The sequence below is a fragment of the Streptomyces rishiriensis genome (assembly GCF_030815485.1).
GTDB classification, from domain to species: Bacteria; Actinomycetota; Actinomycetes; order Streptomycetales; family Streptomycetaceae; genus Streptomyces; species Streptomyces rishiriensis_A.
Map to the genome: position 1 here is coordinate 2,613,894 of NZ_JAUSWV010000002.1, position 17,052 is coordinate 2,630,945.

Genomic DNA, 17,052 nt, shown 5'->3' on the forward strand with positions numbered 1-17,052 from the left:
GGAACGGGTCAGGCGCAGCAGTCCGCCTCGAGCCCGGACAGTCCGGTCGGCAGCTGCTCCCCGCCGAACACGGCGCAGGTGGCCTCGTGGCCGCCGAGGGCCGCCACGGCGAGCAGCAGCGACCCCGCGGTCCAGGTGGTCAGCTCCCGGGGCCAGATCGCCTCGTCCTCGAACACGAACCCCGTCCAGTACAGGCCCGACTCCGCGTCGCGCAGATGCTGGATCGACTGAAGGATCTCCAACGCGCGGTCGGACTCGCCCACCACCCACAGGGCCAGGGCGAGTTCGGCCGACTCGCCGCCCGTCACCCACGGGTTGGGAACGACGCAGCGCACGCCCAGCCCCGGGACCACGAACCGCTCCCACCCTGCCTCGATGCGGGACTTGGCCTCCGTGCCGGTCAGCGCGCCGCCCAGCACCGGGTAGTACCAGTCCATCGAGTAGCGGTCCTTGTCGAGGAACCGTTCGGGGTGCCGACGGATGGCGTGCCGCAGCGCGCCCAACGCCAACTCCCAGTCGGGCTGCGGCTCTTCGCGCTGATCGGCGATCGCCAGTGCGCAGCGCAGCGCCTGGTGGACGGAGGAGGAGCCGGTGAGCAGCGCGTCCGCGGTCGGGGTTCCGTCGTCCTCGCGCCGCCAGCCGATCTGACCGCCGGGCTGCTGGAGCCGCAGCACGTATTCGACGGCCGCGTAGACGGCCGGCCACATGCGGTCCAGGAAGGTGTCGTCACCGGTGGACAGGTAGTGGTGCCAGACGCCCACGGCTATGTAGGCGACGAAGTTCGTCTCGCGCCCCCGGTCGGTGACGTCGTCGAAGGCGCCGTCCGCGTACGCCGCGAACCAGGAACCGTCGTCGTTCTGGTGCCGGGCCAGCCAGAGGTACGCCCGCTCGGCCGCCTCGTGTTCGCCCGCGGCGTCCAGCGCCATCGCCGCCTCGGTGTGGTCCCACGGGTCGAGGTGGTGGCCACGGAACCACGGGATCGCGCCGTCCTCCCGCTGCTCGGCGAGGATGCCGGCGACGGTCGCGGCGGCCTGCTCGGCGGTGAGGACCCCGGGCAGGACGAGGTGTTCCGTCCGGGGGGTCGTCACTTGGCGACCGCCCCGGTCTTCTCGGTGTTCTCGCTGGGCTTGGTGTTCTTGGTGTTCTTGGTCCGCCCGGACTTCTCTGCCTGCCCGGACTGCTCGTCCTGCCGGGCCTGCCCGTTCTGCTCGGGGAGTCGCGGCAGGTGCGGCTTGGTCGCGTACGCCACGAAGCTCTTGCCGATGAGCGGGTTCAGCGCCTGCTCGGCGACCCGGGTGGCGAGGGGCTTCTTCATGATGTCCCAGACCAGCAGCTTGTGATACGCCCGCACCGGCAGCGCCTTGTCGTTGTCGACGCCGAAGGCGCACTTCAGCCACCAGTACGGCGAGTGCAGCGCGTGGGCGTGATGGGTGCCGTACGGCTTCAGGCCCGCCTCGCGGATCTTCGTGAGCAGTTCGTCCGCCCGGTAGATGCGGATGTGGCCGCCCTCGACCTCGTGGTAGGCGTCGGAGAGGGTCCAGCAGACCTTCTCGGGTCCGTAGCGCGGCACTGTGATGGCGATCCGGCCGCCCGGCTTGAGCACCCGCACCATCTCCGCGAGGACGCCCTTGTCGTCCGGGATGTGCTCCATGACCTCGGAGATGATCACGACGTCGAAGGACTCGTCGGGGAAGGGCAGGGCGAGGGCGTCGCCCTCCATGGCCGTCGCGGTGGCGCCCTCGGGGGCCTCGCCGGCCTCCTTCATCGCCGCGAACCACTTGGCGACCTCGCGGATCTCCTCGGCGCTCTGGTCGAGGGCCACGACCTGCGCGCCGCGCCGGTAACACTCGAAGGCGTGCCGGCCGGCACCGCAGCCCAGGTCCAGGACTCGGTCGCCCGGGGCGAGCGGGAACCGGGAGAAGTCGACGGTCAGCACGTGGCCCTGCTTTCGCGATCGGATGCTTCGGATACGGCGTCGAGGTCGGCACCGGCACCGACGGCCTCGACGGCTGCGGGGGCGGCCGGAGCCGCGGAAGCCTCGGCGACTCGCGGGCGACCGCCCTCGGCTATCGCCTCGCGGTACCGGGCCACGGTCCCCTCGGCGGCGCGCGCCCAGGTGAACCGCTCCAGCACCCGTCGCCGTCCGGCCGCACCGAGCCGGGCCCGCAGCTCGGGATCGCCCAGCAGCCGTCCGAGACCCGTGGCCAGGGCCCCGGAGTCGCCCGGCGGCACGGCCAGGCACGTCTCGCCGTCGCGCCCGGCGACCTCGGGGATCGCCCCGCCGGTCGTGGCGAGCAGCGGGGTGCCCGTGGCCATGGCTTCGGCGGCCGGCAGGGAGAAGCCCTCGTACAGCGACGGCACGCAGGCGACCTCCGCCGAGCGGACCAGGTCGACCAGTTCGGCGTCGGAGATGCCCTTGACGAACTCGACGGCGCCTTCGAGGCCGTACCGCTCGATCGCCTGGGCGACCGGCCCCTCCTGCGGGCGCTTGCCCACGACGACGAGATGGGCGTGCGGGTGCTCGGTGCGCACCTTGGCCAGCGCCTCGACCAGGAAGACCAGGCCCTTGAGCGGGACGTCCGCGCTGGACGTCGTCACGATCCGGCCCGGCACGACGGCCACGGCGGGGTTCGGCGAGAACAGGTCGGTGTCGGCGCCGATGTGGACGACGTGGATGCGGTCGTCACGGACGCCGAGGTGGTCGACGATCTCCTTGCGGGAGGTGCCGGAGACGGTGAGCACGGTCGGCAGCCGGCGGGCGACCCGCTTCTGCATCCGGGTGAACGCGTACCAGCGCCGCACGGAGTACCGGCGCCGCCACCCCTCGGCGGCGTCAAGCTCCAACTGCCGGTCGACGGTGATGGGGTGGTGGATGGTGGTGACGAGGGGCGCGCCGATGTCCCCCAGCAGCCCGTATCCCAGGGTCTGGTTGTCGTGCACGATGTCGAACTCGTCGCTGCGCGCGCGCAGATGGCGACGGGCCCGCAGCGAGAAGGTCAGCGGCTCGGGGAAGCCGCCGGTCCACATCGTGGCGACCTCGAGGGCGTCGACCCAGTCGCGGTACTCGCCGCGCTTCGGGGTGCGGAAAGGATCCGGCTGACGATAGAGGTCGAGGCTGGGCAGCTCGGTGAGGGAGAGGCGGTCGTCGTGGCCCGGGTCCAGCACCGGATAGGGCTGGGAGCCGATCACCTCGACGCGGTGACCGAGACGGGCGAGTTCGCGTGAGAGGTGCCGTACGTAGACACCCTGGCCCCCGCAGAACGGGTTCCCCTTATAGGTGAGGAGCGCGATGTCGAGCGGTCGCCCGCCGTCGGCGGCGAGGTCGTGCCGGGGCCCTGCCTTACTGGCCTCAGCGGTCACTCCGGGCCCCCTTCTGCCTGCATTGTCCCGCGAGACTACGACGGGACGCTAATCTAGAACAAGTTTCAGACTTGATCGTTCGGGAGGCTCTGAATCTACCGGCAGGTAGGAGAGCTGTGAGCAGTGGATCAGGTGATTCACGCCACGGCCGACCACCCCGTCGAGCTGTGCGCCCACTGAGCCTCACCGACTGTCACGGAACGGGACCCATGCCTGTGGAAGCCAGCCCTCAGCGCCCTGCGCACTCCCCGCTCACCGAGCGGCAGGAGGCGCGCCGCCGCCGCATCCTGCACGCGAGCGCGCAGTTGGCCAGCCGGGGCGGTTTCGACGCGGTGCAGATGCGGGAGGTCGCGGAGTCCTCACAGGTCGCCCTGGGCACGCTGTACCGCTACTTCCCCTCCAAGGTGCACCTGCTGGTCGCCACGATGCAGGACCAACTGGAGCACATGCACGGCACGTTGAGGAAGAAGCCCCCGACGGGCGAGCGGGCGGCGGAGCGCGTCGCGGAGACGCTGATGCGCGCCTTCCGGGCCCTGCAGCGCGAGCCGCATCTGGCGGACGCGATGGTCCGCGCGCTGACCTTCGCCGACCGCAGCGTCTCACCGGAGGTCGACCAGGTCTCCCGTCAGACGACGGCGATCATTCTCGACTCGATGGGCCTGACCGATCCGACACCGGAGCAGCTCTCGGCGGTCCGCGTCATCGAGCACACCTGGCACTCCGCGCTCATCACCTGGCTGTCGGGGCGCGCGTCCATCGCCCAGGTGCGGATCGACATCGAGACGGTGTGCCGACTGATCGACGCGACGGACCCCGAGGCACAGGGAACACAAAAGCCACAAGGGCCGCAAGGGGCGCAAGGGGCGGAAACGCCGCGAGGGGCGTAGGGGGCACACGCGGTCAGGGGGCCCAGGGCTCAGACGGCACAGGGGCCCCACCGGGCGCAGAGAGTTCAGGCGGCGCAGCGGGCGTGCGGGGCTCAGGCAGCACGGGGGGCACGCGGACAAGACCTACGAGACGAACGGGGACTCTGCTTCGGATCCTGTCCCGCGACCCTTCAGGTCCCTCGATCCGTCCGTCGACGTCGGCCTCGGCGGATGCCTTCGCGTCTCGCGGAAGTCGGCTACTCCGGTCGGACCGTCTCATTCGTCTCGTAGGCTGATATAAGGATAGAACGCCCAGAACGTGACGCAATACCCGCAGAAGGAAAATCGGGAGAATCTCTCAGTCCTCCGGCGGGAACACCGCCTCCCCGCTGCCGGACAGGGTGATCATGATCGCCTCCACCGGGCAGCTCTCCGCCGCCGCCAGCACCCGCTCGTTGGCGTCCGTCTCCGGGTCGACCGGGTGGGACTGGCGTGCGGTGTCGAGCCGGAAGCCGTCGGGGGCGTGGTGGATGCACTGGGCGGAGCCGATGCACAGGGACCGGTCCACCTCGACGTGCCACCGGTCGCCCGCCCCCGCGCTCGACTGCGCTCGCGCGGGAGGCACCTCCATCCCTCTCACCCCTCCCATCCCGCCGGCAGGTGGATCATCTTGTGCTCGAGGTACTCGCCGAAGCCCTCGGGCCCGAACTCCCGCCCCAGTCCGGAGTTCTTGTAGCCGCCGAACGGGCCGAGCATGTCGAGACTGAAGGTGTTCACCGAGTACGTCCCTGTGCGGACCTGCCGGGCGACCTCGATGCCGTGCCCGACGTCGGCCGTCCACACGCTGCCGCTGAGCCCGTAGTCGGAGTCGTTCGCGATCCTCAGCGCCTCGGACTCGTCGCCGTAGGGCAGCAGGCAGATCACCGGCCCGAAGATCTCCTCGCGGGCGATCCGCATGGAGTTGTCGACGTCGCCGAACAGGGTCGGCTCCACGTACCAGCCGCGGTCCAGGCCCGCCGGACGTCCGCCGCCCGTGAGGATCTTCGCGCCCTCCTCCTGCCCGATCCGGATGTAGTCGAGGTTCCTGCGCTGCTGCCGTTGCGCCACCAGCGGGCCGACCTGCGTGGCCGGGTCCAGCGGGTCGCCGACGACCAGCGCGGCGGCCGCGGCGGCGAAGGCGTCCGCGAACTCGTCGTAGCGCGAGCGCGGCAGCAGGATGCGGGTCTGGGCCACACAGGCCTGCCCGTTGTTCATCCAGGCGGCCGAGACGATCCCGGGCACGGCCGTGGCGATGTCCGCGTCCGGCAGGACGACCGCCGCCGACTTGCCGCCGAGCTCCAGGGTCACCCGCGTGAGGTTCCTGGACGCCACCTCCATGACCCGCCTGCCGGCCGCGACCGAGCCGGTGAACGACACCTTGTCCACGCCCGGATGCCCGACCAGGTACTCGCTCACCTCGCGGTCCGCCGGCAGGATCGACAGCACGCCCTCCGGCAGCCCGGCCTCCCGCGCGATCTCGGCCAGCAGATACGCGTCCAGCGGCGACTCCGGCGACGGCTTCAGCACCGCCGTGCAGCCGGTGAGCAGCGCGGGCGCGAGCTTGGCGGCGGCGACGAACTGCGGGACGTTCCAGGGGACGACGGCCGCGACCACCCCCACGGGCTCGCGCCGCACGAGGATCTTCCCGAGCACGCCGTCGCGCCGCTCCTCGTAGGTGAAGCCGCGCGCGACGGTGATCGCCGCGTCCCACACCATCATCGCGCCGAGGGCCTGCGCGAGGACGCTCCAGGAGTACGGGGAGCCGTTCTCGGAGGAGATCACCCGGGCGATCTCCTCGTGGCGCAGGGCGATGCCGTCCTTGATGCGGGTGACGACGGCGATCCGCTCGTCGAGCGACAACCGCGGCCAGGGCCCCTCGTCGAAGGCCCGCCGCGCCGCGGCGACCGCCCGGTCCACATCGGCGGTCGACGCGTGCGGCACCCGCCCGATGACCTCCTCGGTGTGCGGCGAGACCACCTCGATGACGTCCTTGCCCAGGGGATCGGTCAGTTCCCCGCCGATGAACAGCTGTCCGTGTTCCACGAGCTCGGCCATGGCCACTGCCTTCGTCTACGTTTCTGACGGTGTTTCAGGAACTGATACCAGTTCTAGTTATAGTGAGCAATGGCCGTATGACGGAGGGCAGATGAAGAGCAGTCCGAGCGGATCCGAACCCACCGCGTACGACCACGGCGGCGGCGTCCGCTCGCTCCGGGTTCCGATTCCGGACAATCCGCTGGGCCACACCCTGGTGTACGTCGTCGACACCGACCACGGGCCGGTGCTGATCGACACCGGCTGGGACGACCCGGCGTCCTGGGAGGCGTTGGCCGCCGGACTGACGGCGTGCGGGACCTCCGTCACCGAGCTGCGCGGTGTCGTGATCACCCACCACCACCCCGACCACCACGGCCTGTCCGGCCGGGTGCGGGAGGCCTCCGGGGCGTGGGTGGCGATGCACGCGGCGGACACCTCGATCGTGCGGCGGACCCGCGAGACGCGACCCGAGCGCTGGTACTCGTACATGGCGGCCAAGCTCACCACCGCGGGCGCCCCGGAGGAGCACATCGCCCCGCTCCGCACGCCTCCCGCCCGTCGTCGCCCCTTCCCCGGTCTGGCGCCCGCCCTTCCGGACCGCGAGATCGTCCCCGGCGAGTTCCTCGACCTGCCCGGCCGCCGGCTGCGCGCGATCTGGACGCCGGGGCACACCCCCGGCCACGTCTGCCTCCATCTGGAGGAGGAGCATCCCGCTCGGCTCCCGGGCCACGGGCGCCTGTTCTCCGGCGACCACCTGCTGCCCGGGATCACCCCGCACATCGGCCTGTACGAGGACCCCGACGACGCCACCGTCACCGACCCCCTCGGCGACTATCTCGACTCCCTCGAACGCGTCGGCCGGCTCGCCCCCGCCGAGATCCTCCCGGCCCACCAGCACGCCTTCACCGACGCCCCCTCCCGCGTGACGGAGTTGCTCGCCCACCACGAGGACCGCCTCACCGGCCTGCTCGCCCTCCTCGCCACCCCTCTCACCCCCTGGCAGCTCGCGGAACGCATGGAGTGGAACCGCCCCTGGCCGCAGATCCCCTACGGCTCACGGAACATCGCGGTCTCGGAGGCCGAAGCCCATCTGCGGCGGCTGGTGAAGCAGGGGCGCGCGGAGGCGGTGACCGGGAGCGACCCGGTGACGTACAGGGCGGTGTGAACCGCTCGCGGCGGACGAGGGCTCCTCGATACCGACGCCCTCATGGACACGTCGTCCCCGCCGGGCAGTCCGTCCAAGTGGGGCAGTGCCCGGGCGTGTTCCGCCGGTCGACGGGGTGTGGTTGCTGGAGACCCGGGTGCTGTTCCTCCCCTTCGGCGGACCGACACCCCGCGTAGGCTGCTGACTTGATCGAATCGCGGATCGTCGGATCGTCGGATCGCGGGGACCGGGGGACCGGGCCGGGGGGGCCAGGGTCATGAGGGGGACGAGGGCCGATGAATCACGCGACCGAGGTGTTCCAGCCACTTCAGGCGGACGATCCGCCGCTGGTGGCCGGTTACCGTCTCGCCGCCCGGCTCGGGGCGGGCGGCATGGGACGGGTCTACCTGTCGCACACACAGGGCGGCCGGCCGCTGGCGATCAAGGTGGTACGCCCGGAACTGGCCGACGACCCGGCCTTCCGGCGGCGGTTCCGCCGGGAGATCAAAGCCGCCCGGCGGGTCCGCGGCGCGTACACCGCCGAGCTGATCGACGCCGACGCGGACGGCGTACCTCCCTGGCTGGCCACGCTGTACGTGCCGGGCCCTTCGCTGGCGGAGGCCGTCGCCCGGCGCGGGCCGCTGCCGGTACCCGCGGCGCTGTGGCTGATGGCGGGGGTGGCGGAGGCGCTCCAGGCCATCCACGGTGCGGGAATCGTGCACCGGGATCTGAAGCCGTCGAACGTGCTGCTGGCCGCCGACGGACCGCGCGTGATCGACTTCGGCATCTCGCTGGCCTCCGACGTCACCACGAACACCGCCACCGGCCTCGCTGTCGGCACACCGCAGTTCATGGCTCCCGAGCAGGCGACCGCGAGTGAGGTCACCGCGGCGACCGACGTGTTCGCGCTCGGTCAGACTGCGGCGTTCGCGGCCCTGGGCCGGCCGCTGTACGGGGACGGCCCCTCGGTCAGCGTGCTGTACCGGATCGTGCACTCGGAACCCGACCTGTCCCTTCTGCCGGAACCGCTCCGTCCGCTGATCGCCCGCTGCCTGGCCGCCGATCCAGCGGAGCGGGTCACCCCGGCGGAGATCGTCGAGTGGTGCAGGAGACGCCTGGACGGAGACGCGGACGACGGCGCCGGGCCGGCCGTCTGGCGGGAGGTCACCGGGCCGGAGGTGCCGGTGCCGTCTCCGGTCCCCGATCCCACCCCGGTGCACACGCTGCCCCTGATCCCGCAGCCCGCGCACAAGACGCCGCCGCACAGGGCACCGCAGCAGCACACTCCGCAGCACGAAACCCAGCACACCGTGCCCTCGAACCCGCCGGCCCCGAACCCGCCGGCCTCGCACGCGATGCCCCACCAGGCGGTGCCCTTGATCGCGCCGGTGCAGTCGCAGCTCACACGGCCGGACGGGCGGCGGGCCCGCCGTCGGTGGACCGCGCTGGTCACGGCCGCGGCCGTGACCGCGGGCGCGGTGGTGCTGACCGGCCTGACGTGGACGGTCATGGAGGCGGCGGACCGGCTCCGCCACCGGGACACGGCCGGGGCCTCCGCGACGCCCGGCCCGTCCGGGTCCGCACGGTCGTCGGGGTCCTCGTCCGGGTCCTCGTCGGGGTCCTCGTCGACAGCCGCGCCGGACTCGGCGGCCGGTGACCGGACATCGCAGGGGCCGGGCTCCTCCTCGACCGTGCCCAGGACGCCACAGGCCACCGCGTATCCCCTCCAGTGGCTGGACGCGAAGACCTCGCTGGACGTCAAGGAGCCGGTCCGGCGCGAGGACAGCAAGGGGGACATCCGCTTCAGCTGCAAGCAGACCGGCTGCGCGCTGGAGAGCGACACCAGCGTGTTCACCATGCTGTACGGCGACCCCGGCGGCTCACTCGACTCGTGCCGCATCGTCCTCACCGGCGCCAGGAGCCACCGGCTCCCGCTCGCCGCGGCGGCGGCCGGCAGCGAGATCTGCGTCAAGCACCCCTCCGGGGACATCGCACTGCTCGTGATCCAGGTGAAGTCGACCGCGCTGCCGGACCTGGCGTTCGTGACCGCGGACATGACGGTCTGGCGGGCGGCGGCCTAGTCAGCGGCCCGCCGACGCCCTGACCAACTCGGCGGCCGGTACGAGGAGTTCCGTCTCCTCGCGGCTCATCGTCGGGTTGGCCGCCCGCCTGCGCAGGGCCTCCGCCAGTCCCTCCTCGGTGAGGCCGCAGGGGTCGGCGAGCAGCGCGGTCAGCATCGCCCGGGCCGGGTCGGCGATCGGCAGGTCGGAGACGGCGACCTGGGCGAGGATCACCGCGGACATGCCCCAGTCGAGCCCGGGGTCGCCCTCCTCCGCGTTGGCCCAGTCGATGACCCGGGGGCCGTCGGGCGTGAGGATCACGTTGTCCGGGTGGAGGTCCAGGTGCAGGATGCCGGCGTCGGCCGAGACCCGTCCCGGCAGGGCGTGCAGCTCACGCAGCAGCCGGGCGAGGACGGTCCCCGCCTCCTCGGCGTCCAGGGTGCCCGCGCCGAACGCGTGGAGCATCGTCGGCCCGTCCAGCCGCTCCATGACCAGGTCGGCGCGTGAGCCGGTGGGCCGTACTGCGGGTGCGGGGTAGCCGTGCCGGCGCACATGGGTGATCACCGCGGCGAGGGCGGCCGAGTCCTCCCGGCCCTCCCGGTCGCGGCGCAGCACCCACGCCTCGTCGATCTCGTACACGTCGGCCGTCCGGCCCGAGCCGAGCAGCCTGCCCGGCAGCACGCCCGGCGCCCTCCCCGTATGCGTCATGGCCACAACATATCGGGGGCTTCCGCCCCGTCCGGGGCGCTTGCACAGCCGCCCCTCAGGCGCCCGGCTACCTGCCGGTAGAGTGGCCGCGTCGTCATCACGCCCGTACAGGGGGAAGCCGGTGCAATTCCGGCGCTGACCCGCAACCGTGAGCCGCCGAGCCGTCCGACAGGCAGCGCGGCAAGCCGGATCGCCCGGTACGGACCGTGACCGGCTCACGTGCGTCGGCAGGCCCGCCGTTCGCACGGCACCGTCGAGGTATACGGAGCCGAGCCGCCGGGATGTCCCGTGCTGCCCGGCTGCGTGACCTCCCCGACCGGGAGAGGCACCCGCCGATCATGAACATCCGCCGCAGCGCCGCTGCTCTGGCAGCCGCCACCGTCGTGCTGGGTGCCGCCGTCCCCGCCGTCGCCGCCCCGTCCCCCACCCCCTCGGTGGCGATACCCGACGGTCTGTACGGCACCGCCGACCCGACGTACGACGGCGTCTGGCGCCAGTCGCTGGCCCTGCTCGCGCAGCGGACCACGGGCGTCACCCCCGCCGACCGGGCCGTGGCCTGGCTGACCGGGCAGCAGTGCGCGAACGGCGCCTTCGCCGCGTTCCGCGCGGACACCGCCAAGGCGTGCGACGCCAAGCTGATGGTGGACACCAACAGCACGGCGGCGGCCGTCCAGGCGCTGGCCGCGCTCGGCGGCCACCAGGCGGAAACCGAGAAGGCCGTCACCTGGCTGAAGTCGGTCCAGAACGCCGACGGCGGCTGGGGCTACACCCCCGGCGGCGCGAGCGACGCGAACTCGACCTCCGTGGTCGCGGGCGCGATGGCGGCGGCCGGGCAGCAGCCCTCGCAGGTGCGCAAGGCAGGCAAGTCGCCGTACGACGCGCTCGGCAAGCTCTCCCTCCCCTGCGACAAGACCGGCGGCGGCGCGTTCGCGTACCAGCCGGACAAGGGGGGCGCCCTCGCGGCCAACGCGGACGCGACGGCCGCAGGTGTGCTCGGCGCCCTCGGCAAGGGGCTCGTGACGACCGCCGGCAAGACATCGGCGGCCCCCGCCTGCGACACCGCCACCGCGGCGACCCCGAGCGGGCTCGCCCGCAACGGCGCTGCCTACCTCGCGGCAGCGATGCTCGACGCCGGCTACCTGAAGTCTTCCCTCCCGGGCGCCGAGGACCAGCCCGACCACGGCAACACCGCCGACGCCGTCGTCGCCCTCGCCGCGCAGGGTGCGACCGGGCAGGCGAAGAAGCCCCTCGCCTGGCTCGAGCAGAACTCCGCGGCCTGGGCGAAGCAGAGCGGCCCCGCCGCCTACGCCCAGCTGATCTTCGCCGCCCACGCCATGGGCGCCGACCCGCGCCACTTCGGCGGCGCCGACCTCGTCGCACAGCTCGACGCGACGGGTCCGACTCCGCAGGCCACGGCGAAGGCCACCGACCAGACGGCTGACACCGGTGCCGACGCCGACAAGAAGGAGGACTCAGATTCCGGTTACGGCGTCTGGTGGACCGTCGGCGTCTTCCTGGTCGCCGGTATCGGCATCGGCTTCCTGATCAGCGGCCGCGGCAGGAAGCAGCGGCCGTGACGCGCCGGTGCGCCGCCCTCGTCCTCGCCGCGCTGCTGCTGTCGCTGACCGGCGCGGTCCAGTCGGCCCAGGCCGCCGGGTACCGCTACTGGTCCTTCTGGGACCGCTCGGGCGACGGCTGGACGTACGCCACCCAGGGTCCCTCCACCGCCCGCCCCGCCGACGGCGACGTCCAGGGCTTCCGGTTCGCGGTGAGCGCGGACTCCCAGGACGCGTCACAGCCGCGCGGCGCGGCGTCCTTCGCGGCGATCTGCGCGAAGACGCCCGCGCGCGACGACACCAAGCGGGTGGCCCTGGTCATCGACTTCGGCACGGCGGCCGACGCCCCGGGCGGTGAGACCCCGCCGTCGCCGCGCACGGCCTGCGCCCGCGTCTCGTCCGACGCGACGACGGCCGAGGCCCTCGCCTCGGTCGTCGAACCGCTGCGCTACGACACGAACGCCCTGCTGTGCGCGATCGCGGGCTATCCGCGGACGGGCTGCGGCGAGCAGGTGTCCGGGCAGGCGCCGGCGACGGACGGGCCGGCGTCCGCCGAGCCGACGTCCGCCGCGAAGCCGGAACCGGCCGGGGAAGAGGACGGCGGGCCGTCGGTGGGCCTGTACGCGGGCGCGGCGGCGGTGGCGGTCCTGGGCGCGGCGGCGGTCCGGCAGGCCCGGCGGCGAGGATCCCGCAGGGATGGCTGACGGCCGCCCCGGCACCCCGCTGCACCCCGCCGCCTGGTGGCTGTGGGCCCTCGGCCTCGGCACCGCCGCCACCCGCACCACCAACCCGCTCCTCCTCGGCCTGCTCCTCACCGTCTCCGCCTACGTCGTCACCACGTGCCGCCCGGACACTCCCTGGTCCCGCTCCTACTCCGCGTTCCTCAAGCTCGGCCTCGCCGTCCTCGTCGTCCGTCTCGTCTTCGTCGTCGCCCTGGGCTCGCCGATCCCGGGCACGCAGGTGCTCGTCACGCTCCCCGAAGTCCCGCTCCCCGACTGGGCGCAGGGCATCCGGCTCGGCGGCGCGGTCACGGCCGAGGGCCTGCTCTTCGCGCTCTACGACGGACTGAAACTGGCGACCCTTCTCGTGTGCGTGGGTGCCGCCAACGCCCTGGCCAGCCCCTCCCGCCTGCTCAAGACGCTCCCCGGCGCCCTGTACGAGACGGGCGTTGCGGTGGTCGTGGCCCTCACCTTCGCCCCCAACCTCATCGCGGACGTCCAGCGTCTGCGCGCCGCCCGACGTCTGCGGGGGCGCCCCGACACGGGTCTGCGCGGTCTGCTCCAGGTGGGCCTGCCGGTCCTGGAGGGCGCCCTGGAACGCTCCGTCGCGCTCGCCGCCGCGATGGACGCCCGCGGCTACGGCCGTACCGCCGACGTCCCCGCTCCCGTCCGCCGGACGACCGCCGTGCTCACTCTCGGCGGTCTGCTCGGCGTCTGCGCGGGAACGTACGGCCTGCTCACCGCGGCGGGCGGCAGCTACGGCCTGCCCGTGCTGTTCGCCGGAGTCGTCGCGGCCCTGGCCGGGCTGCGACTGGGCGGCCGCCGCTCCCCCCGCACCCGCTACCGCCCGGACCGCTGGACCCCGCGGGCGGGTCTCACCGCCGCCTCCGGAGTCGCGGTCGCGGCCGTGCTGACCGTCGCCGCGTCCGCCGATCCGGCCGCCCTGCACCCGGGTGTGATCCCCTTGACCGCCCCCGCCCTCCCGCTCTGGCCGGCGGCGGCCGTACTCCTCGGCCTGCTGCCCGCGTTCACGCACAAGGAGCCGTCGTGATCCGCTTCGAGAACGTCTCCGTGACGTACGACGGCGCCGCCCGACCGACCGTCCAGGACGTCGACTTCACCGTCCCCGAGGGTGAACTCGTGCTGCTGGCGGGCCCGTCGGGCGTCGGCAAGTCGACGCTTCTCGGGACGGTGTCCGGCCTCGTCCCGCACTTCACCGGCGGCACCCTGCGCGGCCGCGTCACGGTCGCCGGCCGCGACACCCGCACGCACAAGCCGCGCGAACTCGCCGACGTCGTCGGGACGGTGGGCCAGGACCCCCTCTCCCACTTCGTGACGGACACCGTTGAGGAGGAACTCGCCTACGGCATGGAGTCGTTGGGCCTGCCGCCGGAGGTGATGCGGCGCCGCGTCGAGGAGACCCTCGACCTGCTCGGCCTGGCCGCCCTCCGCGACCGTCCCATCGCCACGCTCTCCGGGGGCCAGCAGCAGCGGGTCGCGATCGGGTCGGTCCTCACCCCGCACCCGCGCGTCCTCGTCCTGGACGAACCGACCTCCGCGCTCGACCCGGCGGCCGCCGAGGAGGTCCTCGCCGTGCTCCTCCGTCTCGTCCACGACCTCGGTACGACGGTGCTGCTGGCGGAACACCGCCTGGAACGCGTCCTGCAGTACGCCGACCAGGTCGCCTTGCTGCCCTCCCCCGGCGCGGCCCCGCTGCTCGGCGCCCCGGCGGACGTCATGGCCGTGTCCCCGGTGTTCCCACCGGTGGTGAGCCTGGGCCGGCTGGCGGGCTGGTCCCCTCTCCCCCTGACCGTGCGGGACGCCCGTCGGCGCGCCGGTGACCTGCGGGAACAACTGGAAGGGCGGACGGCCCCCCGGGAGCCGGCCCCACCCGCGGCGCCCCCCTCCGGACTCCCGACCGGACTCCCGACCGGACTCCCGACCGGGCTCCCCGTCGTCCCCCCGGCGATTCCATCCGCCCGCCGCCGCTTCCGCCGTCCGCCCCCCGTGCCGTCCGCCTCCGTCGTCCCCGCCGAGGCCCGTTCCCTCTCCGTGCGCCGGGCCCGGGTCCAGGCGCTGCGCGACGTGGACCTCACCGTCCTGCCCGGCGAGACCGTCGCCCTCATGGGCCGCAACGGCGCCGGGAAGTCGACGCTGCTCAACACCTTCGTGGGCCTCGTCGAGCCGTCCGCGGGAACGGTCCGTACAGGCGGTCTCGTGCCGCACCGCACCCCGCCCCGGGACCTGGTCCGCCGCGCCGGTCTGGTCCCGCAGGAGCCGCGCGACCTGCTGTACGCCGACACGGTCGCCGCCGAGTGCGCGGCCGCCGACCGGGATGCGGGGGCCGCGTCCGGCACCTGCCGGGACCTGGTCTCGGACCTCCTCCCCGGCATCACGGACGACACCCACCCCCGCGATCTCTCCGAGGGCCAGCGCCTCACCCTCGCGCTGGCGGTCGTCCTCACCGCACGCCCGCCGCTCCTCCTCCTGGACGAGCCGACCCGCGGCCTGGACTACGCGGCGAAGGCGCGCCTGGTCGCCGTCCTGCGCGGGCTGGCCTCCGCCGGGCACGCGATCGTCCTGGCCACCCACGATGTGGAACTGGCCGCGGAACTGGCCCACCGGGTGGTGCTGCTCGCGGAGGGCGAGGTGATCGCCGACGGCCCGACGGCGGAGGTGGTGGTCTCGTCCCCCTCCTTCGCCCCCCAGGTCACGAAGATCCTGGCCCCGCAGGAGTGGCTCACGGTCGCGCAGGTGCGCGAGGCACTGCGGGAAGAACCACAGGACGAACTACGGGAAGAACTGCGGGAAGAACTGCGGGAGGACCCGCGATGACGATGCCCAGGCGGCGTCCCGTCCACCTCGGCCCCCGGTCGCTCGCCGCGTTGGCGCTGGTCAGCACGGTGGGCGTGATCGCGTTCGGCTGGCCCTTCCTCGCCCCGCCCACCTCCGCGCTGAACGCTCACGCCCAGGACGCCCCCTGGCTGTTCGCGGGCCTGCTGGTGCTGCTGGTCGCGGTCGTGGCGGCGACGATCTCGGAGTCCGGGCTCGGCGCGAAGGCGGTGGCGATGCTGGGCGTGCTGGCGGCGACGGGCGCGGCCCTGCGTCCGATCGGCGCGGGGACGGCGGGCATCGAGCCGATGTTCTTCCTGATGGTGCTGAGCGGCCGGGTTCTCGGGCCGGGCTTCGGCTTCGTCCTCGGCTCGGTCACGATGTTCGCGTCCGCGCTGCTCACGGGCGGGGTGGGGCCGTGGATGCCGTTCCAGATGCTGGCGATGGGCTGGTTCACCATGGGCGCGGGCCTGCTGCCGGGCGCCGACCGGCTCCGTGGCCGTGCCGAACTGGCCCTGCTCGCGGTCTACGGCTTCCTCGCCGCCTTCGCCTACGGCACGGCGATGAACATGGCCGGGTGGCCGTTCATGGGTGCGCTGGCCTCGGGCGTCGCCTTCGACCCGGACGGGACGGTGCCCGCGAACCTGGCCCGCTTCGCCGCGTACTGCGTGGCGACCTCGCTGGGCTGGGACCTGGGGCGGGCGGTGGTCACGGTCCTGCTGACCCTCACTCTCGGTCCGGCGGTGCTCAGGGCGCTACGCAGAGCGACCCGTCGCGCGGCCTTCGAGACCGCGGTCACATTCGAGGCCCCGCGGAAGGCTTCCGAGGGCCGTTGACCGGTGAACCACCCCACATGACCCACATCACCTACTATCCGACCTAGTCGGACAAATAGGACGCAATGTCCATGCCATAACAGGCTCTGACCTGGGCATTGAGAGCCAGCTCACACAGGACGCCAATGCCCCGAATACGGCCACAACTAGCAAAAGGGGTCTTTGCGGACAGCGCCCGATCCTGCTTCTCTGGATGACGTCGCAGGGTGCCGAAGAGCCCAAGGGCCTCGGCACCACGGCATGCAGCCACCCACCGCAACCACACGGTGCGGCACGCACCGCGTGACTCCGGCATGCAAGCGACCACCAACGTCCCCGAAGAAAAAGGTTCTCCGTGTCCGTCTCCGTCATCCGTCGCATCGCTTCCCCGAAGAAGGCCCTCACCGGCATCGCCGTCGCCGCCGCCACCGCGGGGATGGCGCTGTCCGCCGCCCCCGCCCACGCCGCGACGACGTCCTCCGCCGCCCAGGCCCAGGCGATCGCGCACAAGATGATCCCGAACGCGGCTCAGTACAAGGCTTTCTCCAACATCGTGAAGCACGAGAGCGGCTGGAACGTCACCGCCACCAACGCCTCCTCCGGCGCCTACGGCCTCGTCCAGGCCCTGCCGGCCTCCAAGATGGCCTCGGCCGGTTCCGACTGGAAGAGCAACGCCAAGACCCAGATCAAGTGGGGTCTGGACTACATGAACTCCCGCTACGGCAGCCCCGTCGCCGCCTGGAACTTCTGGCAGGCCAACGGCTGGTACTGAGCCACCCCACCGCGCGGAACAAGCGCCCCCGTACCGTCGAAGGCGGCGGCCCCCGATCCCCGGGGCCGCCGCCTTCGGCGTTTTCCTCTTCGGCTTCCTCTTCGGCGCTTCCCGCCGCCTTCGGCGCTTCCCGCCCTCGGCGTT

At 72.9% G+C, this 17,052-nt stretch carries 15 protein-coding genes and 1 riboswitch; of the genes, 9 read left to right on the plus strand and 6 right to left on the minus strand.

Annotated features, from left to right (window positions below):
- Positions 1–8: 8 nt before the first annotated feature.
- Genes QF030_RS14140 through QF030_RS14150 form a run of 3 tightly spaced genes read right to left on the minus strand, consistent with a single transcriptional unit; the run spans position 9 to position 3,360 of the window.
- Positions 9–1,088, minus strand: coding sequence for a prenyltransferase/squalene oxidase repeat-containing protein (locus QF030_RS14140; RefSeq protein WP_307163020.1), 1,080 nt, complete (start codon positions 1,086–1,088; stop codon positions 9–11).
- Entirely contained in the window at positions 1,085–1,936 is an 852-nt protein-coding gene (locus QF030_RS14145; protein WP_307163021.1) for a class I SAM-dependent methyltransferase, read from the minus strand. Before QF030_RS14145 ends, QF030_RS14140 begins: the two co-directional genes overlap by 4 nt.
- On the minus strand, positions 1,930–3,360 hold the full coding sequence (locus QF030_RS14150) for a glycosyltransferase family 4 protein (RefSeq protein ID WP_307163022.1): 1,431 nt from the start codon (positions 3,358–3,360) through the stop codon (positions 1,930–1,932). Before QF030_RS14150 ends, QF030_RS14145 begins: the two co-directional genes overlap by 7 nt.
- A 209-nt stretch (positions 3,361–3,569) precedes the next feature.
- On the opposite strand from QF030_RS14150, the gene QF030_RS14155 reads away from it, so the two are divergent.
- A complete protein-coding gene (locus QF030_RS14155; RefSeq protein ID WP_307163023.1) occupies positions 3,570–4,247 on the plus strand; it encodes a TetR family transcriptional regulator in 678 nt (225 codons plus the stop codon).
- Between the two features lie 337 nt (positions 4,248–4,584).
- Here the strand turns inward: QF030_RS14155 and QF030_RS14160 are convergent, their stop codons facing one another.
- Both QF030_RS14160 and QF030_RS14165 read right to left on the minus strand, forming a co-directional pair.
- Positions 4,585–4,857 (minus strand): ferredoxin, encoded by a 273-nt coding sequence (locus tag QF030_RS14160; protein ID WP_307163024.1) that lies wholly within the window; start codon positions 4,855–4,857, stop codon positions 4,585–4,587.
- A gap of 5 nt (positions 4,858–4,862) precedes the next feature.
- Positions 4,863–6,320, minus strand: a complete 1,458-nt coding sequence (locus QF030_RS14165; RefSeq protein ID WP_307163025.1) for an aldehyde dehydrogenase — start codon at positions 6,318–6,320, stop codon at positions 4,863–4,865.
- A gap of 91 nt (positions 6,321–6,411) precedes the next feature.
- Between QF030_RS14165 and QF030_RS14170 the strand changes: the two genes are divergently transcribed.
- The gene (locus QF030_RS14170) at positions 6,412–7,467 is read left to right on the plus strand and encodes an MBL fold metallo-hydrolase (RefSeq protein ID WP_307163026.1); all 1,056 of its coding nucleotides are present in this window, start codon (positions 6,412–6,414) and stop codon (positions 7,465–7,467) included.
- A 275-nt stretch (positions 7,468–7,742) separates the two neighbouring features.
- Entirely contained in the window at positions 7,743–9,527 is a 1,785-nt protein-coding gene (locus QF030_RS14175) for a serine/threonine-protein kinase (RefSeq protein WP_307163027.1), read from the plus strand.
- Here the strand turns inward: QF030_RS14175 and QF030_RS14180 are convergent, their stop codons facing one another.
- Positions 9,528–10,214 (minus strand): phosphotransferase, encoded by a 687-nt coding sequence (locus tag QF030_RS14180; RefSeq protein WP_307163028.1) that lies wholly within the window; start codon positions 10,212–10,214, stop codon positions 9,528–9,530.
- A gap of 66 nt (positions 10,215–10,280) precedes the next feature.
- A riboswitch (cobalamin riboswitch) is annotated at positions 10,281–10,469 on the plus strand.
- An 83-nt stretch (positions 10,470–10,552) separates the two neighbouring features.
- Between QF030_RS14180 and QF030_RS14185 the strand changes: the two genes are divergently transcribed.
- From QF030_RS14185 to QF030_RS14210, 6 genes are all read left to right on the plus strand, one after another.
- Complete coding sequence (locus QF030_RS14185) at positions 10,553–11,791, plus strand: prenyltransferase/squalene oxidase repeat-containing protein (protein ID WP_307167569.1); 1,239 nt, start codon at positions 10,553–10,555, stop codon at positions 11,789–11,791.
- Complete coding sequence (locus QF030_RS14190; RefSeq protein WP_307163029.1) at positions 11,788–12,474, plus strand: SCO2322 family protein; 687 nt, start codon at positions 11,788–11,790, stop codon at positions 12,472–12,474. The genes QF030_RS14185 and QF030_RS14190 overlap by 4 nt, the downstream gene beginning before the upstream one ends.
- Positions 12,467–13,540, plus strand: a complete 1,074-nt coding sequence (locus QF030_RS14195) for a CbiQ family ECF transporter T component (RefSeq protein WP_307163030.1) — start codon at positions 12,467–12,469, stop codon at positions 13,538–13,540. Before QF030_RS14190 ends, QF030_RS14195 begins: the two co-directional genes overlap by 8 nt.
- Positions 13,537–15,324 carry an ABC transporter ATP-binding protein gene (locus tag QF030_RS14200; protein ID WP_307163031.1) on the plus strand — a complete coding sequence of 596 codons (1,788 nt, stop codon included), beginning with the start codon at positions 13,537–13,539 and terminating at the stop codon, positions 15,322–15,324. The genes QF030_RS14195 and QF030_RS14200 overlap by 4 nt, the downstream gene beginning before the upstream one ends.
- Positions 15,321–16,157, plus strand: coding sequence for an ECF transporter S component (locus QF030_RS14205; protein ID WP_307163032.1), 837 nt, complete (start codon positions 15,321–15,323; stop codon positions 16,155–16,157). Before QF030_RS14200 ends, QF030_RS14205 begins: the two co-directional genes overlap by 4 nt.
- Before the next feature lie 334 nt (positions 16,158–16,491).
- A complete protein-coding gene (locus QF030_RS14210; protein ID WP_057599792.1) occupies positions 16,492–16,908 on the plus strand; it encodes a transglycosylase SLT domain-containing protein in 417 nt (138 codons plus the stop codon).
- Positions 16,909–17,052 lie beyond the last annotated feature (144 nt).

Bases quoted from the DNA above. Each gene is read 5' to 3' on its own strand.
- QF030_RS14155 (WP_307163023.1), top strand. From the start codon at position 3,570: ATGCCTGTGGAAGCCAGCCCTCAGCGCCCTGCGCACTCCCCGCTCACC.
- QF030_RS14160 (WP_307163024.1), bottom strand. From the start codon at position 4,857: ATGGAGGTGCCTCCCGCGCGAGCGCAGTCGAGCGCGGGGGCGGGCGAC.
- QF030_RS14165 (WP_307163025.1), bottom strand. From the start codon at position 6,320: ATGGCCGAGCTCGTGGAACACGGACAGCTGTTCATCGGCGGGGAACTG.
- QF030_RS14170 (WP_307163026.1), top strand. From the start codon at position 6,412: ATGAAGAGCAGTCCGAGCGGATCCGAACCCACCGCGTACGACCACGGC.
- QF030_RS14175 (WP_307163027.1), top strand. From the start codon at position 7,743: ATGAATCACGCGACCGAGGTGTTCCAGCCACTTCAGGCGGACGATCCG.
- QF030_RS14180 (WP_307163028.1), bottom strand. From the start codon at position 10,214: ATGACGCATACGGGGAGGGCGCCGGGCGTGCTGCCGGGCAGGCTGCTC.
- QF030_RS14185 (WP_307167569.1), top strand. From the start codon at position 10,553: ATGAACATCCGCCGCAGCGCCGCTGCTCTGGCAGCCGCCACCGTCGTG.
- QF030_RS14195 (WP_307163030.1), top strand. From the start codon at position 12,467: ATGGCTGACGGCCGCCCCGGCACCCCGCTGCACCCCGCCGCCTGGTGG.
- QF030_RS14205 (WP_307163032.1), top strand. From the start codon at position 15,321: ATGACGATGCCCAGGCGGCGTCCCGTCCACCTCGGCCCCCGGTCGCTC.